Origin of the sequence: Bradyrhizobium sp. HKCCYLRH3097 (genome assembly GCF_051167875.1) — a bacterium.
Lineage (GTDB): Bacteria > Pseudomonadota > Alphaproteobacteria > Rhizobiales > Xanthobacteraceae > Bradyrhizobium.
Genome location: NZ_JBNPTX010000011.1, coordinates 43,220 through 66,822, shown reverse-complemented (window position 1 = coordinate 66,822; position 23,603 = coordinate 43,220). Strand labels below are relative to the sequence as shown.

Annotated in this window: 22 protein-coding genes and 1 pseudogene; 13 read left to right on the top strand and 10 right to left on the bottom strand. The window is 66.0% G+C overall.

Going from position 1 to position 23,603, the window contains the following annotated elements; all coding sequences use genetic code 11:
* Positions 1–52: 52 nt before the first annotated feature.
* Positions 53–1,678 carry a GMC family oxidoreductase gene (locus tag ACQR0U_RS24165; RefSeq protein ID WP_316235202.1) on the top strand — a complete coding sequence of 542 codons (1,626 nt, stop codon included), beginning with the start codon at positions 53–55 and terminating at the stop codon, positions 1,676–1,678.
* Between the two features lie 15 nt (positions 1,679–1,693).
* Positions 1,694–2,671 (top strand): hydroxymethylbilane synthase, encoded by a 978-nt coding sequence (gene hemC / locus ACQR0U_RS24160; protein WP_315718248.1) that lies wholly within the window; start codon positions 1,694–1,696, stop codon positions 2,669–2,671.
* A 4-nt stretch (positions 2,672–2,675) separates the two neighbouring features.
* Here the strand turns inward: hemC and hemE are convergent, their stop codons facing one another.
* A complete protein-coding gene (gene hemE, locus ACQR0U_RS24155) occupies positions 2,676–3,707 on the bottom strand; it encodes a uroporphyrinogen decarboxylase (RefSeq protein WP_410051246.1) in 1,032 nt (343 codons plus the stop codon).
* 197 nt (positions 3,708–3,904) lie between these two features.
* Between hemE and ACQR0U_RS24150 the strand changes: the two genes are divergently transcribed.
* Together ACQR0U_RS24150 and ACQR0U_RS24145 are read left to right on the top strand one after the other, a co-directional pair.
* Positions 3,905–4,141: a hypothetical protein gene (locus tag ACQR0U_RS24150; protein WP_316235204.1), complete on the top strand. Its 237-nt coding sequence runs from the start codon at positions 3,905–3,907 to the stop codon at positions 4,139–4,141.
* Positions 4,142–4,311: 170 nt separating this feature from the next.
* The gene (locus ACQR0U_RS24145) at positions 4,312–6,222 is read left to right on the top strand and encodes a diguanylate cyclase (RefSeq protein ID WP_315750357.1); all 1,911 of its coding nucleotides are present in this window, start codon (positions 4,312–4,314) and stop codon (positions 6,220–6,222) included.
* A gap of 13 nt (positions 6,223–6,235) precedes the next feature.
* Here the strand turns inward: ACQR0U_RS24145 and ACQR0U_RS24140 are convergent, their stop codons facing one another.
* Both ACQR0U_RS24140 and ACQR0U_RS24135 read right to left on the bottom strand, forming a co-directional pair.
* A complete protein-coding gene (locus ACQR0U_RS24140) occupies positions 6,236–6,463 on the bottom strand; it encodes a SlyX family protein (RefSeq protein WP_315718252.1) in 228 nt (75 codons plus the stop codon).
* The gene (locus ACQR0U_RS24135) at positions 6,450–7,229 is read right to left on the bottom strand and encodes a rhodanese-related sulfurtransferase (protein WP_434842903.1); all 780 of its coding nucleotides are present in this window, start codon (positions 7,227–7,229) and stop codon (positions 6,450–6,452) included. Before ACQR0U_RS24135 ends, ACQR0U_RS24140 begins: the two co-directional genes overlap by 14 nt.
* Positions 7,230–7,361: 132 nt before the next feature.
* Here ACQR0U_RS24135 and ggt point away from each other — a divergent pair, with 132 nt between their 5' ends.
* Positions 7,362–8,948: a gamma-glutamyltransferase gene (ggt, locus tag ACQR0U_RS24130; RefSeq protein WP_315718254.1), complete on the top strand. Its 1,587-nt coding sequence runs from the start codon at positions 7,362–7,364 to the stop codon at positions 8,946–8,948.
* 909 nt (positions 8,949–9,857) lie between these two features.
* Complete coding sequence (locus tag ACQR0U_RS24125) at positions 9,858–10,295, top strand: FKBP-type peptidyl-prolyl cis-trans isomerase (RefSeq protein WP_315738722.1); 438 nt, start codon at positions 9,858–9,860, stop codon at positions 10,293–10,295.
* Positions 10,296–10,558: 263 nt separating this feature from the next.
* Here the strand turns inward: ACQR0U_RS24125 and ACQR0U_RS24120 are convergent, their stop codons facing one another.
* On the bottom strand, positions 10,559–10,774 hold the full coding sequence (locus ACQR0U_RS24120; protein WP_434872296.1) for a CsbD family protein: 216 nt from the start codon (positions 10,772–10,774) through the stop codon (positions 10,559–10,561).
* Positions 10,775–10,921: 147 nt separating this feature from the next.
* Between ACQR0U_RS24120 and ACQR0U_RS24115 the strand changes: the two genes are divergently transcribed.
* A complete protein-coding gene (locus ACQR0U_RS24115; protein ID WP_315717363.1) occupies positions 10,922–11,440 on the top strand; it encodes a cupin domain-containing protein in 519 nt (172 codons plus the stop codon).
* A 173-nt stretch (positions 11,441–11,613) separates the two neighbouring features.
* Here ACQR0U_RS24115 and ACQR0U_RS24110 read toward each other — a convergent pair.
* The 4 genes and pseudogenes from ACQR0U_RS24110 to ACQR0U_RS24095 form a co-directional block, all read right to left on the bottom strand.
* Positions 11,614–11,715 (bottom strand): annotated as a pseudogene (locus ACQR0U_RS24110) (GTP-binding protein); the annotation flags it as partial.
* Between the two features lie 434 nt (positions 11,716–12,149).
* A complete protein-coding gene (locus ACQR0U_RS24105) occupies positions 12,150–13,379 on the bottom strand; it encodes a TadE/TadG family type IV pilus assembly protein (RefSeq protein ID WP_315827018.1) in 1,230 nt (409 codons plus the stop codon).
* Between the two features lie 465 nt (positions 13,380–13,844).
* Positions 13,845–15,011 carry a hypothetical protein gene (locus ACQR0U_RS24100; protein ID WP_316187210.1) on the bottom strand — a complete coding sequence of 389 codons (1,167 nt, stop codon included), beginning with the start codon at positions 15,009–15,011 and terminating at the stop codon, positions 13,845–13,847.
* A complete protein-coding gene (locus ACQR0U_RS24095; protein WP_315717360.1) occupies positions 15,008–15,709 on the bottom strand; it encodes a FecR family protein in 702 nt (233 codons plus the stop codon). The genes ACQR0U_RS24100 and ACQR0U_RS24095 overlap by 4 nt, the downstream gene beginning before the upstream one ends.
* A gap of 139 nt (positions 15,710–15,848) precedes the next feature.
* Here ACQR0U_RS24095 and ACQR0U_RS24090 point away from each other — a divergent pair, with 139 nt between their 5' ends.
* Positions 15,849–17,177, top strand: a complete 1,329-nt coding sequence (locus ACQR0U_RS24090) for a phospholipid carrier-dependent glycosyltransferase (protein WP_315827015.1) — start codon at positions 15,849–15,851, stop codon at positions 17,175–17,177.
* A 66-nt stretch (positions 17,178–17,243) separates the two neighbouring features.
* On the opposite strand, the gene ACQR0U_RS24085 is transcribed toward ACQR0U_RS24090, so the two are convergent.
* Positions 17,244–17,894: an OmpA family protein gene (locus tag ACQR0U_RS24085; protein WP_434872295.1), complete on the bottom strand. Its 651-nt coding sequence runs from the start codon at positions 17,892–17,894 to the stop codon at positions 17,244–17,246.
* Between the two features lie 385 nt (positions 17,895–18,279).
* On the opposite strand from ACQR0U_RS24085, the gene ACQR0U_RS24080 reads away from it, so the two are divergent.
* The 4 genes from ACQR0U_RS24080 to ACQR0U_RS24065 all read left to right on the top strand — a co-directional run bounded on the left by ACQR0U_RS24080 (position 18,280) and on the right by ACQR0U_RS24065 (position 21,451).
* Entirely contained in the window at positions 18,280–18,510 is a 231-nt protein-coding gene (locus ACQR0U_RS24080) for a hypothetical protein (protein WP_315717355.1), read from the top strand.
* 74 nt (positions 18,511–18,584) lie between these two features.
* Entirely contained in the window at positions 18,585–19,757 is a 1,173-nt protein-coding gene (locus ACQR0U_RS24075) for a winged helix-turn-helix domain-containing protein (RefSeq protein ID WP_315717354.1), read from the top strand.
* Positions 19,758–19,882: 125 nt separating this feature from the next.
* The gene (locus ACQR0U_RS24070; protein WP_315717353.1) at positions 19,883–20,440 is read left to right on the top strand and encodes a TetR/AcrR family transcriptional regulator; all 558 of its coding nucleotides are present in this window, start codon (positions 19,883–19,885) and stop codon (positions 20,438–20,440) included.
* Between the two features lie 48 nt (positions 20,441–20,488).
* Positions 20,489–21,451 carry an alpha/beta fold hydrolase gene (locus tag ACQR0U_RS24065; protein WP_434872294.1) on the top strand — a complete coding sequence of 321 codons (963 nt, stop codon included), beginning with the start codon at positions 20,489–20,491 and terminating at the stop codon, positions 21,449–21,451.
* 36 nt (positions 21,452–21,487) lie between these two features.
* Here ACQR0U_RS24065 and ACQR0U_RS24060 read toward each other — a convergent pair whose 3' ends face one another.
* Positions 21,488–21,922 carry a DUF2809 domain-containing protein gene (locus ACQR0U_RS24060; protein ID WP_434872293.1) on the bottom strand — a complete coding sequence of 145 codons (435 nt, stop codon included), beginning with the start codon at positions 21,920–21,922 and terminating at the stop codon, positions 21,488–21,490.
* 128 nt (positions 21,923–22,050) lie between these two features.
* Between ACQR0U_RS24060 and ACQR0U_RS24055 the strand changes: the two genes are divergently transcribed.
* Positions 22,051–23,382, top strand: coding sequence for an MFS transporter (locus ACQR0U_RS24055; protein WP_434872292.1), 1,332 nt, complete (start codon positions 22,051–22,053; stop codon positions 23,380–23,382).
* The last annotated feature ends 221 nt before the right edge of the window (positions 23,383–23,603 follow it).

Genomic DNA, 23,603 nt, shown 5'->3' with positions numbered 1-23,603 from the left:
TGCTTTTTGGTATCATCGAGGATGAAAGAACAACAAGGCCGGTGGGGAAGCGATGGAAGGCAGCGTGGTGTTGCGTGAGGCGGACAGTGAGTTCGACTACGTCGTGGTCGGTGCCGGCTCGGCCGGCTGCGTTCTCGCCAACAGGCTCAGCAGCGACGGCAAGCACACGGTGCTGCTGCTCGAGGCGGGTCCAAAGGACACCAACATCTGGATCCACGTCCCGCTCGGCTACGGCAAGCTGTTCAAGGAAAAGACCGTCAACTGGATGTACCAGACCGAGCCGGAGCCCGGACTCGACGGCCGCTCCGTGTTCCAGCCGCGCGGCAAGGTGCTCGGTGGCTCCAGCTCGATCAACGGCCTGCTCTACGTGCGCGGCCAGCACGAGGATTACGACCGCTGGCGCCAGCGCGGCAATGTCGGCTGGGGCTATGACGACGTGCTGCCCTATTTCAAGCGGGCGGAAAATCAGTCCCGCGGCGCCGACGTCTACCACGGCGTCGACGGCCCGCTGCCGGTGTCCGACTGGCGGCACGAGGACCCGTTGTCTGAAGCCTTCGTGAAAGCGGCGGTCGAGGCCGGGTTGCCCTTCAATGGTGACTTCAATGGTGCGAGCCAGGAGGGGGCGGGGTTCTTCCAGACGACGACCCGTCGCGGCCGCCGCGCCAGCAGCGCGGCCTCCTACCTGCGGCCGGCGCTCGGCCGCAGCAACCTCCACGTCGAGACCGACGCGCTAGCCCAGCGGATTTTGTTCGAGGGGCGCCGGGCCCGCGGCGTCACGTTCAGCCAGCGCGGCCGAATGCGGACGGCCCGCGCTCGCAAGGAGATTCTGGTGTCGAGCGGCGCCTACAACTCGCCGCAACTGCTGCAGCTGTCCGGGGTCGGTCCGGCCGAGCTGTTGAAGCAGCACGGCCTCGACGTGGTCCTCGATGCGCCCGGTGTCGGAAGTGACCTGCAGGACCATCTGCAGGTGCGCATCGTGATGCGCTGCAGCCAGCGCATCACACTGAACGACATCGTCAACAATCCGGTGCGCAAGGTGCTGGCTGGCGTACGCTATGCGGCCTTCCGCAACGGTCCGCTGACGATCGCTGCGGGTACGGCCGGCGCGTTCTTCAAGACCGATCCGCGGCTCGTGAGCCCGGACATCCAGATCCACTTCATCCCGTTCTCGACCGACAAGATGGGCGAGAAGTTGCACACCTTCTCCGGCTTCACCGCCTCGGTCTGCCAGCTCAGGCCCGAAAGCCGCGGTTCGCTGCGGATCAGGAGCGCGGATCCAACGGTGCCGCCGGAAATCCGCATCAATTATCTCGCCAGTGAAATTGACCGGCGGGCCAACATCGAGGGCCTCCGGATCCTGCGGAAAATCCTGGCGGCACCGGCGCTGAAGCCGTATGTCTCGGATGAAGCCTATCCCGGGTCCAAGATCGTGAGCGATGACGACATCCTGGCCTATTGCCGGCAGACCGGCAGCACGATCTACCATCCGACCTCGACCTGCCGGATGGGGACCGATGCTGCCGCCGTGGTCGATCAACGCCTGCGGGTGCGCGGCGTCGACGGCCTGCGCGTGGTCGATGCCTCGATCATGCCGGATCTGGTTTCGGGCAACACCAACGCGCCGGTCATCATGATCGCGGAGAAGGCCTCCGACATGATCTTGCAGGACGCGCGCTGACGCAGGAATGAGTTCGTGACACGTTTCCGGATCGGCACCCGCAAGAGCACGATGGCCTTGGCGCAGACGGAGGAGATCGCCCGTCGGCTGCAGGCGGCGATTCCGTCGCTCGACATCGAGATCGTCAAGTTCGAGACGACGGGCGATTCCGACCAGACCAGCAAGCTGCTCACCCACGGCGGCAAGGGTGGCGCGTTCGTGGCCGAGATCCGCCGTGCCATGCTGGACGGCCGGCTGCATGCAGCGATGCACTCGCTGAAGGACATGCCGGGCAATGAGGAGACGCCCGGTCTGGTGGTTGCCGCGCTGCTGTCGCGCGATCCGCCGGGCGACGTGCTGGTGCTGCGGCGCGGGCTGTCGCTGGACCAATTCCGCAACGATGGCGGCCGGGGCTTCAAGATCGGCACCAATGCCGTGCGCCGGGCCGCCTATGCGCGGCGGCTGTTTCCGCACGCCGAGCTGATCCATTTCCGCGGCGCGGCCGACACCCGCATCCGCAAGCTCGACAATGGCGAGCTGCAGCGGCTGCCGGATGGCGGCGCCGTGGGACCGGCCGATGCGCTGATCATGGCGCGCTCCGGGCTGGAGCGGGTCGGTCTTTCTGATCGCGCCTCGTACGACTTCCCGGTCGCCGACATGCTGCCGGCGGTCGGGCAGGGCATCGTCGCCGTCGAGTGCCCTGCCTCCGATTGGGAGACGCGGCGCATCCTGGCGACGATCGACGATGCAGCGGCGCGGACCTGCGCCGACGCCGAGCGCGAGGTGCTGTGGGTGCTCAACGGCCACTGCAACTCGCCGATCGCAGGATTTTCGACCATCGACGGCGGACAGCTGACGCTGACCGCCTCGGTGCTCGACGAGGACGGCGGCCGCTTCATTGAAGCACAGCGCTCGGCGCCGGCGGATCGCCCGCGCGAGCTCGGCCGGGCGGTCGGGCTCGAGCTGCTCGCCAACGGCGCGGCCGAGCTGATCGAGCGCAGCCGGCCGCGCTAGCAAGTCATCCCTTGTAGGCGCGCACCCGCGCCAGCATCTGCTCCACATGGGCGATCGGCGTCTCCGGCAGGATGCCGTGGCCGAGGTTGAAGATGTGCCGTCCACCGGAATAGCTCGCCAGCACGTCATCGACCGCCTGGTCGAGCGCCGCGCCCCCAGTGAGCAGCGCCAGCGGATCGAGATTGCCCTGCACCGCGACCTTGCTCTGCACCCGCTCGCGCACGAGGCCCGGCTCCGCCGTCCAGTCGATGCTGACGGCATCGATTCCGGTCTCGGCGACGTAGCCCGGCAGCAATGCACCGGCGCCGCGCGGAAAGCCGATGATCTTCGCATCCGGCCGCGCCTTGCGCACGCCCTCGACGATGCGTCGCGTCGGCGCGACGGACCAGCGCGCGAACTCGCGCGGCGACAGCACCCCGGCCCAGGTGTCGAAGATCTGCAGCGCGTCGGCTCCGGCCTCCAGCTGCTTCAAGAGATAGCCGATCGAGCTGTCGACCAGCGCGTCGATGATCGTGCCGAACGCCTCGGGATGGCGATAGGCCAGCAGCCGCGCCGGTGCTTGGTCGGGCGTGCCTTGGCCCGCGACCATGTAGGTCGCGACCGTCCACGGGGCGCCGCAAAAGCCGATCAGGGCAGTGCTCGGTGGCAGCTCGGCCCGCACCCGGCGCAGCGCCTCGAACACCGCTTGCAGCTTCGACAAATCTGCCTTCGCCGACAGCGTCGCGATCTTCTCCGGCGTATCGAGCGGGTCGAGCCGCGGGCCCTCGCCGACCTCGAAGCGGACGCTGCGGCCGAGCGCATGCGGGATCACCAGAATGTCGGAAAAGATGATTGCCGCATCGAAGCCGAAGCGCCGGATCGGCTGCAGCGTGACTTCGGCTGCGAGCTCAGGATTGAAGCAGAGGTCGAGAAAGCCGCCGGCCTTGGCGCGGACCTCGCGGTACTCCGGCAAATAGCGGCCGGCCTGCCGCATCATCCAGACCGGAGGCACGCTCTGGCGCCGACCGGCCAGCACGTCGATGAAAGGCTTGTTCACGGCAGTCTCACTCACGCTCGGGCTCCGCAACCTTCGGGAACAGTTTACCGTCCGTGATACATGCCCACGCGGTTCCGGCCAAGGTCATATCGGCTCGGGAGTCGCCGGAGATGCGATCGTCCCCACAGTTGCGGGACGTCACATCGAGGGGAACACGTCCGTCGCCCCTGCGTTGTCGTTCCACAGGGAGATTGATCATGGCTGAGAAATTCAATCCCGCGCCGCACGACAAGCACGCGGTTGATCCGCGCGAAGCTGCGCGTCTCGACCGTGCGACTGCAACGCAGCTCGACAAGGGACTGATGGACACGTTTCCGGCATCGGATCCGGTGAGCCTGCAGCAGCCCTCGACGATCCGCGTGAAGGGCGATGACGTTGACCTGGACCATTCGCCATCGCTTTGGGAAAAGGTGCGATCGGTGTTCGTTCGCTGAACTAACAGGCTGAACGCCCGCCTCGAGCGTGGCGCCGCCGTTGTTTGTCCGTAGTAGTACGGGAGCGGCCGTAGTCTTACGGGTCGGTGCGGACGCCCTCGGACCAATCGCATTTCAGAGTTAAATAAGATGTCCATGGGACTCTCGCGGCGTCCGGAGAGTCCCGCGGAATGGACATTGGTGCGACCAGAGTTGATCGAAGCCGCCTGCCAATGTGGGCGGCTGGCGTGCTTGCGCTCGTGTCGGTCACGATTCTCGCTTACAGCGTATGGGGCGAATGGACTTCCCGACAGGCGGAGGTACGCAATGCCGAAACCGATCTCGGCAACCTCGCTCACTCGCTCACCCAGCACGTCGAGGATACCTTCGAGCTTGCGGATTCGCTGTTGCGCGGCGTCGTCGCCGCGCTCGAGACCGATGACGGCAAGCCCGGTGCGATCGCCCGACTGCAGACGATTCTGAAGACGAGGAAGGCCAATCTCGGCCGCATCCGGGGCATCTTCGCCTATGGCGAAAACGGCGACTGGCTTGCCACCACCGAGGACGTCACGCTCACCAACTACAACAATGCCGATCGCGACTACTTCGCACACCACAGGATTTCGGCCGATCGCTCCCTGCTGATCGGTCGTCCGGTGCAGAGCAGGGCCGGCGGTCAATGGGTCATCACCCTGTCGCGGCGCTGGAATCACGCGGATGGCCGGTTCGGCGGCGTCGTGCTGGCAACCATCGACGTTGCCTATTTTGCTCAGTTCTACCGTCAGTTTGCCGTCGGTCGTCAGGGCACGATCAGCCTGATGAGCCGTGACGGAGCCGTCCTCGCCGACAATGCGGAACCGGACCCGCGGACGCTTGGGCGCCCCATACCTGAAGCGATACCCTATCATCCGGCGTCGGGGCCGTTGCATTTCCGGCGGCTCGGCGAACCGTCCGAACGCATCGGGTTCTATCAGCACGCGCAGCGCTATCCGTTCCTCATTCTCGTGACGCGCACCGAGGCGGAGGTCCTGGCGGAATGGACGCGTGACGCGCTGGTCCGGCTGACGGTGCTGGTCTGTCTGGTTGCGCTGGTCATCGCGATCGGCATCTTCCTCGCGAAGCAGTTGCTGCAGCGGCAGCAGCTCGCCGCGGCGCTGGCGGCAAAGGAGGAGAACTTCAGGTTGCTCGCCGAAGGCTCCAGCGACATCGTGACGCGGATCGAGCTGGACGACTGCATCGGCTACGTTTCGCCGTCGACCATGCGCGTGCTGGGCTGGCACCCGTCGCAGCTCCTGGGCAAGCGCGCGCTGTCCGGTGTGCATCCGCTCGATCGCCCGCAACTGCAGGAGATCCTCGATCAGCTCAGGAGGGGCGCCGTCGACGAGGCGCGCGCCACCTATCGCATGCGTCGCCGCGACAAATCTGAGATCTGGGTCGAGACCACGATCCGCGCCACCCGTCAGCCGGATGGCGCGCTCGACGGCTTCGTCGCCGTCACCCGCGACGTGACGCAGCAGAAGACGCTGCAGGGCCGGCTCGAGACGCTGGCCATCGAGGACGGCCTCACCGGGCTCGCCAACCGCCGCCGGTTCGACGAGCGGCTGCTGGAGGAGTGGGGCAGGGCCTACCGCGACAAGACTTCGCTGGCGCTGCTGATGATCGACATCGACCACTTCAAGGCCTTCAACGACGCCTATGGCCACCCGGCCGGCGACGAATGCCTGCACACCGTGGCCGGCATTCTGGCCGACGAGGCGCAGCGCAGCTCGGATCTGGCGGCCCGCTACGGCGGCGAGGAGTTCGCCGTCCTGCTGCCGAACACCGATGCCGGGGGCTGCGCCAGGCTCGGCGAGCGGATCAGGCGGGCACTGCACGAGGCCCGCATCGTCCACGATCACAACCCGGTGGGCATCGTCACCGCCAGCATCGGCGGCGCGGTGTGCCGGCCGGGCTTCGAGCGCTCCGCCGGCCCGGCCTCGCTGATCGAGGCGGCCGACCGCGCGCTCTATGCCGCCAAGGACGCCGGCCGCGACCGTCTGATCATGGCCGGCGAGGTGATCGATCTGCCCGCCGGCAAGGCGCCGGCGACCGTCCCGGCCTGAGATCGCCGCCCGCTCAGTAGTGCGGCGGAGGCTCATTGCGCGGCCCCTCGGCGTTGCCTTGCGCGTCCTCAAGCCGCTCGACCAGCAGGGCGATCCGCCGCTTCAGCGCGTCGATCTCGCGCCACTGCGCAGTGATGGTCTGGTTCAGCGTCTCGATCGTGTCGTCCTGGAAGGTGAGGCGCATCTCCAGCGTGTCGATCCGCTCGCCGAGCTCCGCGTTGGATGGCTCAGAACTGCTCATCGCGTGCGCCCTCCGGAACGGCCTTGATGGTGGCCTCGCTGTGCTCCCGCAGCCCGTGACCGAGCGCCACCCGTTCGTCGAACACGAAACAGCCGCCGCGCCAGCGGCTCTCGGATTCCGGGATCTCCTCGAGATACTTCAGGATGCCCCCCTTGAGGTGGTAGACCTCGGAAAAGCCGCGCGCCAGCAGCAGCGCGCTCGCCTTCTCGCAGCGGATGCCGCCGGTGCAGAACATCGCGATCCGCTTGTGCCTGGCAGGATCGAGTGCGCGTTCTGCAAAATCCTTGAACTGCCCGAAGCTCTGCAGGCCTGGATCGACCGCGCCTTCGAACGTCCCCATCGCCACCTCGAACGCATTCCGGGTGTCGAGCACGACGGTATCCGGCGCGGCGATCAGCGCGTTCCAATCGGCGGGATTGACATAGGTCCCGACCTGCCGGGTCGGATCGGCGGCGGGATCGCCGAGCGTCACGATCTCCCGCTTCAGCCGCACCTTGAGGCGCCGGAACGGCATGGCCGTGGCGCGCGAGTATTTCAGCTCCAGATTGTCCAGCCGGCCGGCGAACAGCGTTCCGTCGCGAAACGCGCCTACCAGGGCGGCAATTGCCGGCTCGGTCCCGGCCACGGTGCCGTTGATGCCCTCCTCGGCCAGCAGGACGCTGCCCCTGATGCCGCGCTCGGCGCAAAAGGCGAGGAGCGGCGCGCGCAGGTCGCGAAAATCCGGCAGGGTGACGAACTGATAGAAGGCGGCGACGGCGAGGGGCATGCGGCCGTTTACCAGCAGAGCTGACCATAGAAAAGCTGGTATCCCCGGGCATTGCCGAGCCTGGAAGGAATGTGCGATGTAGCCGGCCAGCACTGGTATTCCAACCACCACACGATCACGCAGCGAGCAACGATGAGAAGCTTCCACTTCCCAGGCAGGTCGACGGTCCACGCCCAGAACGGAATGATCGCGACATCGCACCCGCAGGCGGCGCTGGCCGGGATCGAGGTGCTGCGGGCCGGGGGCACCGCGGCCGACGCCGCGGTGGCAGCCTGCGCCCTGCTCGGCGTGATCGAGCCGCAATCGACCGGCATCGGCGGCGACTGCTTCGCCTTGGTACAGCCCAGGGGCGAAAGCCGGATCATGGCCTATAACGGCTCGGGTCGGGCGCCCGCCGCCGCGACCGTGGACTGGTACCTCGAGCGCAAGATCCATTCGGTCCCCCTGACCTCGGCCCATGCGGTGTCCGTCCCCGGCGCGATCGATGCCTGGGACCGCATCCTGCGCGACCACGGCCGGCTCGGGCTCGACCGGCTGCTGCAGCCCGCGATCCGCGCCGCGGAGGACGGCTATGTGGTGGCGCCGCGTGTCGCGTTCGACTGGAACAACCAGTTCGAGAAGCTCAAGAACGGCACCAACACCGCGCGCTACTTTCTGCCGCATGGCAAGGCGGCAGCGGTCGGTGACGTGATCCGCCAGCCGGAGCTGGCGCAGACCCTGCGCGTCATCGCCAAGGAGGGGGCGAAGGGCTTCTACACCGGCGCCGTCGCCGAGGACATGGTGCAGACCCTGCGCGGCATCGGCGGCCTGCACACCTTGGAGGATTTCGCCAACCACCAGACCGAGGTGACCTCGCCGATCGGCACCACCTACAAGGATTACGACGTCTGGCAGTGCCCGCCCAACGGTCCGGGCATCACCATGCTGGTGATGCTCAACATCCTTTCGCGCTTCGACCTCACGCGCATCGATCCGCTCAGCGTCGAGCGCTTCCACCTCGAGGCCGAGGCCGCCCGTATCGCCTACATGATGCGCGAGCAGCACATCGGCGATCCCGCGCACATGACGACCGAGGTCGCGAGCATCCTCGCCAAGGAGTTCGCCGACGAGTACATCTCGCAGATCAGCCTCGACAAGCTGCTCGACCTGCCGAACGTCGCGCCGCCGATGAATCCGGAGACCGTCTACATCACGGTCGTCGACCGCGACCGCAACGTCTGCTCCTTCATCAACTCGATCGCGCATTCGTTCGGCTCGGCGATCGTCTCCAACGAGACCGGCGTGCTGCTGCAGAACCGCGCCGGCGGCTTCCGCATCCAGCCGGGCCATCCGAACTGCATCGGCCCCGGCAAGCGTCCGCTGCACACGATCATTCCGGCGCTCGCCACCAAGGCGGGCCGCGCCCAGATGTCGTTCGGCGTCATGGGCGGCCAGTATCAGCCGGTCGGCCAGACCCACGTTCTGACCAACATCCTCGACTACGGCTGCGACGTGCAGGAAGCGATCGATATGGCCAGGGGTCTGCATTACGAGGGCGTCTATCAGCTCGAGGACGGCGTGCCGGCCGAGGTGGTCGAGGGCTTGCAGAAGATCGGCCACAAGACCACCAAGGTGGTGTCGCCGCTCGGCGGCGGTCAGGCGATCTGGATCGACTGGGACAAGGGCACGCTCACCGGCGGCTCCGACCCGCGCAAGGACGGCTGCGCGCTGGGGTATTGAGGCGGCGCCATTCGTCATCGCGAGCGCAGCGACGCGATCCAGAGCCGTGGCTGTCACTCTGGATTGCTTCGTCGCTTCGCTCCTCGCAATGACGATGGTGGCTACGCAAGCTGCATCCACACACCACTGTCGTCCCGGCCTTGCGCCGGGACCCATGACCCCAGGCAGTGGTTTGAGGCAGGCCAGCCGTTAGTTCTTCGCACGTCACGTCCGCCGCGGCGTATGGGTCCCGTATCGGCGCCGCGACACGCCGGCGCGCGTCACGGCTTGTCCGGGACGACGGCGGTGGACGGGGGCGGATACACGGCTCAAACAACGATCGACACATGGTCTCGTTCTCGCGGCACGGACGCCCGAGGTCTGCGATCAGTTCGTCCCTCTCGAAAGGCAGAGGGCGCAGGGAATGCCGGGTGAAGGCCTCACCCATGGCCCGCCTGCGAAAAAAATGCAGGCGGCAGGTACCACAGGCAAAGCCGATTCAACCGGCATTCCCTGCGCGACGGTCTTCACGCTTATACGCAGTCTCCCTGGTGCGCCGGGCTTGTTGGCCACCATTGCGACAATGCGCTTGCGCGCACTGCGCGTGATACCAGCATCGGGGTATCAGGACGCTGCGACTTCACGTCCGCGAGCTGCCGTTCGTCCGCGCATCCGAAAATGCGCTGCGGCTTGATCGCGGCCATCGCTCCCCGCCTCGCGTGTCGTGACGATCGCGCGCAACGCCCCTCCGCAATGAGGCGGGATGCGCGGAGATAATCATGATTTCCGATTATTGGCAAGATGATTATTTTTTTCGGAAATCGATGCCGGGCTGGTCAGCCGCTCCCGCATGAGCTAAACCGCGGCTCCCGTGAACGAGCAGAGGCGGTCTGGAGCATGCGGCGTCCGATGAACAGAAGAGTTGCGATGATGGCGGCGGCATCGGCCGCGGCCGGTGTCTTGCTGGGCTCCCGCGCGGTCTCGGCACAGACCAGTTCCGCCAAACCCACAGGAAAGACCATGACCACTCCCTCCGGACTGCAGATCATCGACACCAAGGAAGGCACCGGCGCCACGCCGACGCGCGGTCAGACCTGCGTGATGCATTATACGGGCTGGCTCTATGAGAACGGCCAGAAGGGCAAGAAATTCGACTCGTCGGTGGATCGCAACGAGCCGTTCGAATTCCCGATCGGCATGAAGCGCGTGATCGCCGGCTGGGACGAGGGCGTCGCCACCATGAAGGTCGGCGGCAAGCGTACCCTGATCATTCCGCCCGAGCTGGGCTACGGCGCCCGCGGCGCCGGCGGCGTGATTCCGCCGAACGCGACGCTGATGTTCGACGTCGAACTGCTCGGCGTGAAGTAGAGACGCTGCCTTCGCCCGCTTTCATCACGAGGTGAGTTGATGCAAAGGCTTTCACCGCCGTCATTGCGAGGAGCCGCAGGCGGCGAAGCAATCCAGTGTCCGGTCGGGACTCTGGATCGCGTCGCTTCGCTCGCGATGACGGAGGTAAGCACGAGCTATTTCTCGGACGCGATATAAAACGAAAGGACCGGCCCACGAAGAGCCGGTCCTTTTAGTTTCTATTGAGCATCAACGCGCGACCTCAGTGGTCGCGCCGATCCTGTTCAGAGGTTCTTGTTCGCAGCGCCGGCGGCAGTGTTCACCGCGTCCTTGGCCGCCTGCTTGGCATCACCCAGCGCCTGCTGGCCCTTGCCCTTGATTTCCTGCACGGCACCCTCGCCCTGCAGGCGCTCGGAGCCGGTGGCTTCGCCGATGCCCTGCTTGGCCTTGCCGATGGTCTCGTTGGCGACGCCCTTGATCTTGTCGGTGGTGGCACCCATGATTTCGTCTCCGTTGTTCGTGTGAACTCCACCGATCCAACGCACGCAATGCAGAAAGGTTCGCGCGGAACTGCGAATAGCTTCGCTGCGGCATTTCGGCTAAGAACGGCTGGTTCCCTCGAACCGACGAAATCCCGAGAAGAAATCATGTCAGGCTCTCACGATCACGCGCACGGCCATTCCCATGATCACGGCGACGAGCGCTGGAAGCACGACGGCGTCCGCGTCATTCCGGGCAATCAGCTCGATTCCAACGTGCCCTCGACGCCGGGCATGGACCGCAAGGCGGCGATCAACTTCGCGCGCGTCGGAGCGCAGAAATTGTGGGCGGGCACGGTCACGATCAGGCCTGACGCCAAGACCGGGGCGCATCATCACGGTCATCTTGAGAGCGTGATCTACGTCGTGAAGGGCAAGGCGCGGATGCGCTGGGGCGATCGGCTGCAGTTCACCGCGGAGGCCGGTCCCGGCGATTTCATCTTCGTGCCGCCCTATGTGCCGCACCAGGAGATCAATGCGAGCCCGGACGAAGTGCTCGAATGCGTGCTGGTGCGCAGCGACGGCGAGGCGGTCGCGATCAACATCGACATCGAGCCGGTCGAAAAGCCCGAGACGGTGCTGTGGATCGACCCGGTGCACCGCGATCCCGCCGAATCGAAGTCGTAGCCATCCAGGAAATGGCGGAGCCGTCTCGCGACGGCTCCGCCGGGCAGGGAGCGGCTATACCGCCTTCCCTCTCACACGCGAAGCAGGGGCGACTGTCGCGCGTGTGTCTCGCTGGTCGTTGCACCCGAGCCGTCGTTCGGATGAATGCTGATCAGGCCGCCTCGTTGGCGCGGCGCCAGCTTCCGAGCCTGGCGGTTGTTCAGGATGTGGCTGACCAAAGTGGTCTTCCCAGCCCCGAGGAAGCCGGACAAGACCGTGACGGGGAGTTTGCGCATCGAGATCGAACAGCCTCTTCAGGGGAAAGGGTCGGTGCCGGCGGGCGGGCATGCGGCCTCTTTGTGCAATGTTATAACGTAACATCATCTGAAACGGGAGAGGGTGTCAAGGGGAGAGCGTGGCGACGAAGGCGTGAGTGGGCGGGCTCGCGGCCGCTTGGGGAGTCGGCAGAGGCGGCGGCCGAGACGCAGGGCGCGAGCGGCTCTGGTGAGCTGGTGAAGCCCTTGCAGTGCTGAAACGACGCTGCAGCCGCCAGCGACACCGCGTTCCCTCTGCCGTGAAGAACGCGGAGAGGGAAGCAGTATCGGTGGCGGGATGCAGCTCCGTTTCATCTCCTAAAAGAGGAGCTGATATCTTTTCGTGTAGCCGGGTCGTCAGTCCCTGCGACAAGCTACTGAAACAGCACTCACGAGAATTGGCTCAGCCATGGCAACTACCTCGACAGGAACGCCGTGCCGGCCGGACCACTGGCCGCCGACATCGACAGTGCGCCGGGCGCGATCGCCCAGTTGGTCTGGTTCAGGATCAGCGTGTTGAACACCATCGTGACGCTGTTGCTGCTCATGGTCGAGACCGAGTTGATGGTGACGTTGCGGCTCGGCAGATACATCAGGCCGGTGTAGGACGAGCTGCTGGTGCCGTTGATCGGCAGGTTCGTCGTCGACAGGCCGCTCGGCTCGTACATCAGGATATTGGCGTAGGTGCCGCTGGTCGGCGCCGACAGCGTCGCATTGACGTTGCCGTTGAAGGTGAGCGTCGCGTTCTGGTCGACGAGGTAGAAGGTGACGCCGCTGCCGGTGACCGTCCACCCCGAGTTGAAGGTCATCGCGCCGCCCTTGATGATGTAGAGGCCCGGATTGAGCGTCAGCGTGCCGGAGCCGTTGAAATTGGTCGCGCCGCAATAGACGCCGGGATTGAGGGTGACCGAGCCGGGATCATAGACTTTGTTGTTGGTGGTGCACGCGCCCACCGTGACGGCGGGCAGCTTGCCGGCAAATGGGTCGGAGATCGCCGCGCAGCCAGTCTCGGCCGGCGGAGTGACGCCGCCGTTCTTGGTGATGTTGGTGCCCTTGATGCAGATGCGCTTGACGTTGAGCGTGGCGTTGAACATCGCGGCCGGGCTCTGCGTCGACAGCACGTGGATCTCGCAGCTCGGCGCATTGAGCTGGGCCCCGGAATTCACCAGCAATGATTGCGCGTTGATGGTGCTGACCAGCAGGATGCAGACGGGCGACGTGGTCTGCGCGCCGGCCTTGGCCGTTGCGGACGCCGTCACGCCGAGCGATGTCGTGCCCATCACGTTGAGGAACGAGGTCTTCACCGAGGTCGTCGCAGTGCCCGACAGCGAGCCGTCGCTGTTGGGCGTGAAGGTCGCCGTTGTGCCGGTGCCGAACCGGCCTCTGAAGCTGCCCGAGAACACCGCGCTCGCGGTCGACACCTGCTGCGCGCTCGCCTGGGTCACGCCGGCGAGGACCGCGGCGTCGACCGACTTCTGCAACTGCGCCCTGGTGTCGCTCGACTTGGCGAAATCGACCGCGGCGCCGACCGACACCAGGATCGGGATGATGGTGATGGCGAAGATCATGCTGATCTGGCCGTCCTTCGCGCGGCCAAATCTCCATGCCAGATCGCGAAGAGTCTTCGACGAAATCGATGCGGTCATGTGCGACGCTTCCTGCTGATGGCTGTCCGCGGCTCGATGCCGGCGGATGCGAGCCCCTGCTGCAAAGGAAGTGGCGGTCAGACATTACCGCATGCTGAATCCGGTTCCGTAAAGGAAACCGGCAGCAGAGCAGCGGAAGCGGAAGGTTAGCAGCCCGTTTGCCGGATCATCGACAGGTGCCCGTTCGTACCACTCATTGGTAGCAGCCGCGCGAATTGCCTGTATTCGGCGGTGACGGCTTGTGAGTTGCAAGCGGTCGGATTGCGCCCGCCGGTGGATGTCGCGCTAACGAGGCGAGCGCCAGATCCGGGCGAGAGAACGCGGCTGCACACCAATGCGTAGAGCGCGGTCACCAGGATGACGGTGAGATTGACCATGACCGCGTTGAGCGCGGTCGGCGCCCGACTCGCAGGATGTCGGCGAACAGCCGGCCCTGGTGCACCCGCCAGGGGCCAGCGCCAGCCGCTAATAATGGACGCGCAGGCCGATGCCGCCGTGGATGGTGTTGCCGACCGGCTGCGGGCCGAGCGTGCCGTTGACGAACAGATCGGCGATCCAGCCTTGCGGCAGGCGGAAGCCGAGCCGGCCGCCATATTCGAACCAGCCCTGGTTGCCCATGGTCGGCGTCACCGTGCCGTTGCCGGTGACGGTGGCGACGATGCCGGAGCTGGTCGCGAACGACTGGACGTAGCCGCCATTGATGTTGGCCTCGATGCTCGTGCCGAACAGGTGGGTCCACTGGCCGCCGACCTTGACCAGGCTGGTGCGGTCGGTGCCGCCGGCGATCGTCGCATCGAACGGGTTGAAGGCCACCGCGGGATCGCGATAGCCGGCGACGTGCTGCCACAACTGCCACAGCTCGACCGATGCCGCGAGCTCGTCGCGCGGCGAGAGCCGGCTGATCCAGCCGGCGCGGCCGTAGACCGCGTAGTTCGATGCCGTGGTGGTGCCGTCCACCGTGACGTTGCCGAGGCTCGTTGCATAGCTCCGGCCGTAGCGCACGCGCTCATAGGGCGTCAGGATCGTGCCGACGTCGAAGAACGGCCGCGACGAGCCCCAGTCGACGAAGTCGTAGCGCAGTGCGAAGGCGCCGATCGGCGCCGACGTCACGTGGTAGCCGTTCTCGTCGTAGTGCGTGTAGGCGAGGCCCGCGAGCAGCGCCAGATTGTTTGTGAGCTGCTTGCGGCCATGGATGCCGGCCGAGAACGAGCCGGCCGAGCCGAATGCGCTAATGCAGTCGTTGCAGTTGACCTGCTCGTTGACGCCGAGCAGCACCAGCCCGAGCACGCGGTTGGTGATCATCTGGTTGAAGCGCTGGTCGGCGAGGCCGTTGATCGCGTTCGCGCTGTTTCCCGCGCCGGTGGGCGACGGCGACGGGGTCGGCGAGATCGAGGGAGAGGGCGTCGGTGTCGGACTTGAGGTCGATGTCGGCGTGGCCGACGGCGTCGGCGTCGCGGTGGGCGAGGAGGTCGGCGACGGCGACGGGCTGGGGCACGGCGCCGCCGCGAAATTGTCCACCCCGCAACTGCTCTGCGCGGCGGCCGGCGCGGCTTGCAGCGCAAGCGCGAGCAGCCCGCCGGCGATGGCGGTCATCAGGAGAGCAAGCTGACCGCGGTGCGTTCTCATCGTCATCGCCCGCACAGGATGCCGGTGAAGTCCTGCGGCGGCGCATTGCTGGCGAGATCGGTGACCGTGCAAAGGCCGGATGTCGACGCGCAGGTCGCGGCAAAACTCCAGGACGGATTGCTGGTCTTCTTGATCGCGCTTCGGCCGTTGCCGGTCGCGGTGATGATCGCGGTGTCGCCCGGCTGCGTCAGCTCGAGGCATTGGAAGGTGAGGGTGCAGACCCGCGAAGCGCCTTCCTGCAGCACGACCATGGTCTGGCCGCGCTGCGAGCGGATGTCGAGGATGGTGCCGCGCACGCCGATGGTCGCGAGCGGCGTGTTGATCTTGTAGGCGGTTTTCTCGGAATGGCCGGTGACGAAGCGGAACGCGCCGGTGCCGAGCCGGATCGCGATATCGCGATAGCTGGTCTCGTCGTTGAAGACGGTGCGGTCGAGCGTCAGGGTGGCGTTGGCGCCGAGCGAGAGATTGGTGCTGTCGATCATGACGAGCCGCGCGGCGCTGTCATTGCCGGTGCGCACCGTCTCGTTGCGCACGACGCCGTCGCCGACATTGATCGGACTGCTCGACGCGCCTGCCACGCGCAGCACGTCCTTCTGCACCAGCACGGCCTCGCCGATGCGGCCGTCGGCGCTTGCCCCGCCCGCCAAGCCCAGCAGGGCGGCGGCCGAGATTGCAGCGACACAGGCTCGGCGACGCTGATTCATATCCACACCGAAGATTGTTCCTTGCCCAATCTAGCCGAAGACGGCGCGCGGGGTTGTTGTAAAATAGGCACAAGTTTGCCTCGATGACCGTTCGGTGGTTAGTTGCCGCCACCGTGAGATCAGTTCAACGCGGAGGCCCATGAAGGTATCTGCTGCTCGCCGCGATGACGACGAAGAGGACGGCGAGGTTGCGCAGGATGGCGCTCTGTCGGTCCGCCGCTGTGTGATGACGGCATTGCTGATCTTCGCGATCGCGCACGTCGTGCTGATGATCGGGCTCGCCTCGCCGCCGAAATTCGTCTTCGACGAGGTGCATTACGTGCCGGCGGCGCGGCAGATGCTGGGACTGGCGCCGGCGACGCCGCAGCTCAACCCGATGCATCCGCCGCTCGCCAAGGAGCTGATTGCGCTGTCGATCAGGACGTTCGGCGATAACGCCTTCGCATGGCGCTATCCCGGTACCGTGCTCGGCGGGCTCGCCGTGGCCGCGATCTATCTATGCGGCCTGGCGCTGTTCGCGGCGCAATGGCCTGCCATTGCGGCGGCGCTGCTCGCGGCCTTCAACCAGATGCTGTTCGTGCAGGCGCGCATCGCGATGCTCGACATCGGCGCGCTCGCCTTCAGCCTGCTCGGGATCGCGGCCTTTCTGTTTTCGTTCCGGCAGCGCCGGCCGCAGGTCGTGTTCGCGCTGGCGGGCGCGCTGTTCGGCCTTGCGATCGCCTGCAAATGGAGCGGGCTGTTTCCGCTGCTGACGGCGCTTCTCATCGTCGGTCTCATCAAGCTGTTGCAGCATTGGCAGACCTCGTTCGGTGATGGCGAGCCGACCGACTGGTATCGGCCCGAGCAATGGCCGCAACTGAGCTGGCCGCAGATCGTGCTGTGCCTCGTCGCGATGCCCACCGTCTGCTATCTCGCGACCTTCGTCCCGCTGCACGGCCTGTCCGTCGTGGGCATCTTCGAGGCGCAGCGGCGCATCTTTGACGACAGCGTCACCACGGCGATCGCCGGCCACACCTATATGAGCGCGTGGCCGACCTGGCCGTTGCTGGTCCGTCCGGTCTGGTTCCTGTTCGACAAGACGAGCGACACCGACATCGCCGCGGTGGTGCTGCTCGGCAATCCGCTGGTGCTGTGGCCGGCGCTTGCGGCGATCGCGATCTGCGTCCGGGATTTCATCGCGACGCGCAGCGCGACGGCGTTCCTGATCCTGGCGTTCTATCTCGGCTGCTATCTGCCCTGGGCGCTGCTGCCGCGCGCGCTGAGCTTCATCTACTACTACCTGCCGTCGGCGACGCTGGCGAGCCTCGCGCTCGTCCATGTGCTGACCCGCTGGCCGCGCTGGGTGCTGTTGAGCTATGTCGCCGTCGCGATCCTGGGCTTCGTCGCGATGCTGCCGGTCAGCGCCGCCTTCATCGGCACGACGATGCAGACCTTCACCCGGTTGATGCTGTTCCAGAGCTGGATCTGAAACCGGACAAAAAGCGCCCCGCCCGCCAGGGACCGTGGGCAGGCGGGGCGATGCGCGGCGGAGCGCTCACTTCGCCGCGGTTTTGGTGTCCATGTTGACGACCTGGACCCGCCGGTTGAGCGGATCGGCCGGGTTGGCCGCGTCCTTGAGCTTGGTCTTGCCATAGCCGACCGTGACGAGGTCCTGGCCGGGGAGGGCGAACTTCTCGACCAGATAGCGCTTGATGGTGTCGGCACGGCGCTCGGAGAGATCCTGGTTGAAGCCGTCGCTGCCGATGCCGTCGGTATGGCCGGCGACCACGAAGGTCGAGCCCTTCAGGTTCGGATCGGACAGCGCCTTGCCGAGCTCCTGCACGGCCGGCATCGAGGCCTTGCTGATCTCGGCCGAGTTGTAGTCGAACTGGATCTCGAGATCGATCTTGGGCTTGGTGGCCGCGATCTCGGCAATCTGCTCGCGCTCGCCGAGCGACAGCGAGCGGGTCTTGCGGTTGCGCATGCTGTCAATGAAGGCCGCTTGCTTCGCCTGCGCTGCCGCGTCGGCCTGCGGGGTCGCCTGCGGTCCGACCGAAATGCCGCGCGTCACGGCCTTCGGCTTCAGCGCGTTGAGGATCTTGTCGGCCGACACGGCCTCGCCGGCGAGCGCGGTGCCTGCGCCGACCGCCAGCATGGCGGAGAACGCCGCCGCCTGAACTGCAAAGCGTCCAAAATATGGGGTCATCGTCGTTATCCTCGGGTCGTCATGCCCTATGGCCATTGGATGCGTGAACGATAGAACGGGTTCAAAGCATCAAATGTGATCGACGTCACGTTGCCGGACCGGGCGGCCCTTGAGGGGCGAAGCGAGTGGTCCGCGGGATGCGCCGCGCGCTGCCGCAAAGCGATCGGCAGGTGGCCGGTCCGCGAACAACAAATCGGCCAGATGCGGTTCTACCGGATAGCGCTCGCCGGGAAAAAATCGCAAACCTGAGGGACGCGAACGGCGAGTGGATTCGTAGTCAAAGAAACGCGAACAGAAAAGCAAAGCCGTGTTCAACCCATCGCACAGGCGCGACTATCAGTCCCATCGGGCAAGCAGTCAGGATCAGACGGGATCAGTGGGTTCCATGTCGACGCTGATCGGAGCTGGCATCATTGCGGCATCGATCCTGCTGTCGACGCTGATCACTGCGGTCGGCAACCGCTATGTCGGCCTGGAAAGTCCCTCCGAGGATACGGCCTGGCTGGTCGACCGCCTGACCGGCCGCATCTACAAGTGCCGTGCGCCGGATCCCGGCCGCGCCAGCTGCAAGGCCGAGATCGCCACCGGCAGCATTCCGGACAAGTCCAAGCCTTGAGGTTCCGCTAGGGGATCTCGCCGGCCTGATTTGCCGTTGCGGGAGCGGGGGCGAATCTCGCACCATTGCGCGGCATGCCCGCCGTTTCCACGCCCATCCCGCTCCCCAAGCCGCAGGCGCGCCGCATCTGGCTGCGCGCGCAGCGGCTCGATGCCGAGGCGCCGTTCGGCGCGGGCCCCGAGGCGGTCGCCGCCGCCATTGCCCATCTCGGCTATGTGCAGATCGACACCATCAACGTCATCGAGCGCTGCCATCACCACATCCTGTTCAGCCGCATTCCCGCCTATCGCCGCGCCGATCTCAGGCAGGCGCAGAGCACCGACAAGACCGTCTTCGAATATTGGACCCACGCGCTGTCCTATATTCCGGTGCAGGACCTCCGCTACTTCGTTCCGGCGATGCGCCGCCACCGCCGCGAGGGCCATCGCTGGCTCACGACCGTGAAGCCTGAGGATACGCGCAAGGTCATGCGGCTGATCCGCCAAGGCGGCGCGCTGACGATCCGCGACATCGACGACGACGTTCTGCGCGAGAAGGACCACGCCTGGGCCAGCCGCAAGCCGTCGAAGCGCGCGCTGCAGCTCGGCTTCTACGAGGGCGTGCTGACGGTGTCGGGCCGCGACGGCATGCTCAAGACCTACGACCTCACCACCCGGCATTTCGGCTGGGAACGGCTGCCGAAGGGCGCCAATGATCGCGAGATCGCAGCCTATCTGCTCGACCGCGGCCTGCGCGCCCAAGGCGTCGTCAGCCTCGATTCGCTCTGCCATCTCAATGCGCCAAGCAAGGCCGCGGTGCGCCGGGTCATCGATGCCAGGGTCCGGCGCGGCGAGCTGCTGCCGGTGACGGCGGAGGGCGCCGGCAAGCAGGAGCACTGGATCACGCCTGCTGCATTGGCAGCGCCGATCGAGATCGATCCGGCGCGCGTGCACATTCTGTCGCCGTTCGATCCGCTGATCATCCAGCGCAAGCGGACGCAGGCGATCTTCGACTACGATCATCGCTTCGAGGCCTATGTCCCGAAGGACAAGCGCCTGTTCGGCTATTTCGCGCTGCCCGTCCTGGTCGGCGACGAGATCGTCGCCGCGCTCGACCTCAAGACCGACCGCCAGAACGGCAAGCTCCTGATGCAGAAATGGAGCTGGGTCGGCCAGGGCAAGGCCGCGCGTGGCGAGCGGCGCAAGGCGCTGAAGCGGGTGATCGAGGATGAGCTGCACCGGTTCCAGAAGTTTCAGCTTGGAGATTGAGGCCGGGAGCAACGGGTCCGTTTTCGCTTGAATTGGGAATGATCGTTTCCTATTATCCGGCCATGATGAAGTCTCCGAAGGATGCCGTCGAGCGCCGTGGGCCTGGCCGGCCGCGCGAGTTTGACATGGATACCGCCTTGAGCAGGGCGCTGGTGGTCTTCAGCGAGCGCGGCTACCACGCGGCATCGCTGGCCGAGCTACGCGTCGCGATGAAGCTCGCGACGGGAAGTCTCTACAAGGCGTTCCAGGACAAGCGCGCGATCTTTCTCGCGACACTCGATTACTACATCGCGCGGCGTGACCGACAGGTGCGCGAACGTCTCGATGCGCAGCACAGCGGCCGCGACAAGCTGCGGGCCTTGCTGCAGTTCTATGCCGAGTCCGCCAGTGACGGCGAGGGCCGGCGCGGTTGCATGGTCGTCACCAGCGCGGCGGAGCTCGCCACCTTGGATGCGGAGGCCGCCGCCAAGGTCCGCGGGGCGATGCGCCGGGTTGAGAGCCTGGTGTGCGATCTGATCAAGCTCGGACAATCCGACGGATCGATCCGGCCGAATCTCGACGCGGAAGCCGTGGCTGGCGCTCTTTTCTGTGTAATCCAGGGGCTGCGGGTGGTCGGCAAGACGGGGCGTGCCAAGAGCGAGATGATGAGCGTCGCAAATCAAGCCGCGACCTTGTTCGCGTGACATCGTGTCAAATTAGGAAACATTTGTTCTATAATAAGGAGAATGATCGTGCCCGAGTTGACGAACGCCATCTCTGCCCAAAGTCCGTCGCGCCTGGTCGCGGCTGAGCCGTTCTGTCGCGCCGAGCCCTCGTTGCCGGGATTCACCCACCGCTTCGAGACAGTCGAGGGTGTCAGGCTGCACTATGTCAGCGGTGGCCCGCCGGATGGCGAGGTGGTGGTGCTGCTCGCAGGCTTCCCCGAAAGCTGGTTTGCCTGGCGCAAGGTCATGCCGCTGCTCGGGTCGCGCTATCGGGTCATCGCGCCGGATCTCCCCGGGCAGGGAGACTCGGACCGGCCAGCCGAAGGCTACGATACGCAGGCCCTGGCCACGGCGGTGCATCGCCTGCTGCAGCAGCTCGGCGTCACCAGCTATCATCTGGTGGCCCATGATATCGGCGCGTGGGTGGCCTATCCCTATGCGGCCCTGTTCGAAGCCGAGGTGCGCAGTCTGGCCCTGCTCGATGCAGGAATTCCGGGCGTCACCTTGCCCGAGGCGCTGCCGTTCGCGCCCGACCGCGCGTGGCGCACCTGGCACTTCGCGTTCCACGCCGTCGCGGATCTCCCGGAGATGCTGATCCATGGCCGCGAACGCGACTATCTCGCGTGGTTCCTGCGCCGCAAAGGGGCCGATCCCCAGGCGTTCTCCGAAAGCGATCTCGACGAATACGCCCGCGTGCTGACCAAGGCCGGCGGCTTGCGCGCCGGGCTCGCTTATTATCGTGCCGCCGCACTGTCCGCGCTTCAGAACCGCGAGCTGAAACAAAGGGGCAAGCTGAAGCCGCCGGTGCTGGCCGTCGGTGCCGACCAGGGATCGATCGTGGACATGGCCGCGCCGCTCAGGGAGGTCGCCGATCACGTCGAGGGCATCATCATCTCCGGGTGCGGTCACTACATTCCGGAAGAACAGCCTGCCATCCTGGCGGAGGAGCTGAAGGCCTTCTTCGGCCGCGCCGGCGCGGGGCCGATCTGAGCTGTCGGTTGATATCGCGGCCTGCCGTGGACAGGCCTATGCCGCAGCAGGCCGCGTCGCGCATCGGTCGATCCAGATGCCGATGACGACGCCGACGACATAGGCCGCGATGTTCCACAGCGAGAAGATCCGTCCGAGCAGCAGCGCGCCGGCCGAGGTCAAGCGGAAGCTGTCGAGCCAGGGCGTGTGGATCAGCCTGGAGGCTTCGACGATGGCGGCGATTGCGATCGCGAGCCCGCCAATCAGCCGCCACGACATCAGCGGGAGCAGTGCGACGAGCAGCAGATAGACCATCGTCGCCCAGAGCACCGAGCCGCCATACTTGACGATGAAGGCGGGAAGGCCGAGGCCGAGACCATGGAAGCGCAGGCCGACCCCGAGCGCGATCGCGATCAGCGCCGTCGCGAGCGCACGTGCTGCGCGCCGGCGCCGGTCAGCGCGGGTGAGCATCTCGGGCGACGAGGGCGTCATGCGCGCGCCGCGCCCCCGCGATGCGCCGACGGGCTGTGGGATGTCAGGTTTTCCGATTGACTTGCCACGACTGATGCTCAACACCGCCTTCAACTATCAATGTCCAGAAAGCTCCCGGGAGGAGATCGATGAGTCCGTCCGCCACCACTCCGGCCGCACCTGGCCGCTCCGACATCGAGGCCGCGACCATCCGCGCGATCTCCTGGCGGCTGATTCCCTTTCTGGTGCTGGCCTATTTCTTCTCCTATCTGGATCGCGTCAATCTCGGCTTCGCCGCGCTGACCATGAACGCGGAGCTGAAATTCTCGCCGCTGGTGTTCGCCTGGGGCGCGGGCATCTTCTTCATCGGCTATTTCATCTTCGAGGTGCCGAGCAATCTCGCGCTGGAGAAGTTCGGCGCCAGCCGCTGGATCGCCCGCATCATGGTGACCTGGGGGATCATCTCGGCGCTGATGGCCGTGGTCTCCGGCCCCTGGAGCTTCTACACGCTGCGCTTCCTGCTCGGCGTCGCCGAGGCCGGATTCTTTCCCGGCATCATCCTCTATCTCACTTACTGGTATCCCGCGCAGTATCGCGCGCGCTTCCTCGCCGCCTTCGCGGTTGCCGTGCCGATTTCGACCGTGATCGGCGCGCCCGTCTCCGGCCTGCTGCTCGGCATGCACGGCCTGATGGGGCTCCAGGGCTGGCAGTGGCTGTTCATCATCGAGGGAATTCCGTCCATCATCCTCGGCGTCGTCACCTGGTTCTATTTGACCGACCGGCCGGAGCACGCGACCTGGCTGTCGGCGGAGCAGAAGGCCTGGCTCGCGGCAAGGCTCGAGGCCGAAACGGCGGCGAAGCAGGCCGCCGGACACATGACGCTCGGTGAGGCGCTGTCGTCGCCCAAGGTGATCGTGCTCAGCCTGATCTATTTCGGCTTCGTCGGCGCGCTCTACGGCATGCAGTTCTGGCTGCCGCAGATCGTCAAGGCGTTCGGACTGACCAATGTGCAGACCGGCTTCGTCACCGCGATCCCCTATGCGTTCGGCACCGTCGCGATGATCCTGTGGGCGCGGCATTCCGATGCGACGCGCGAGCGCGTGATCCATGTCGGCGCGCCGCTGATCCTGATCGCTGTCGCGCTGGCCGCCTCGAGCGTGATCGGCGATCCCACGCTCACCATGGTCGCGCTGACGGTCGCCGCGATCGGCGTGTTCTGTGTCTTCGGCGTGTTCTGGACCTTGCCGACGGCGTGGCTGTCGGGCACGGCAGCGGCCGGCGCCATCGCGCTGATCAACTCGATCGGCAATCTCGCCGGCTTCGGCGGCCCCTATCTGGTCGGCTGGATCAAGGACACCACCGGCTCCACCACCCACGGCCTGCTCGCGCTGTCGGTGTTGCCGCTGATCGCCGGGCTGCTCGCGTTCTTCGGCGGCCATGAGAGCAGGGTCGAATTCGCGGACCAGGCGCCGGCGGAGTGAGTCCCACGTGCATGCTGTGATCGGCATTCGGCTTTCGACCGTTGTCCGGCACGGCCCCGAAAGGACGGCGGGGGTGGGCATTGACGCAGTTCAGAGCCTGCCTGCCGCGCCAATGAGCACCTGCGGCAACATGTCCAGATGTTCACGAAGTCATGATCACTGACGAATATTGACAATCGTCACTCAACATTCGACACTTCCTCGCAACTGCAGCGAGGGTG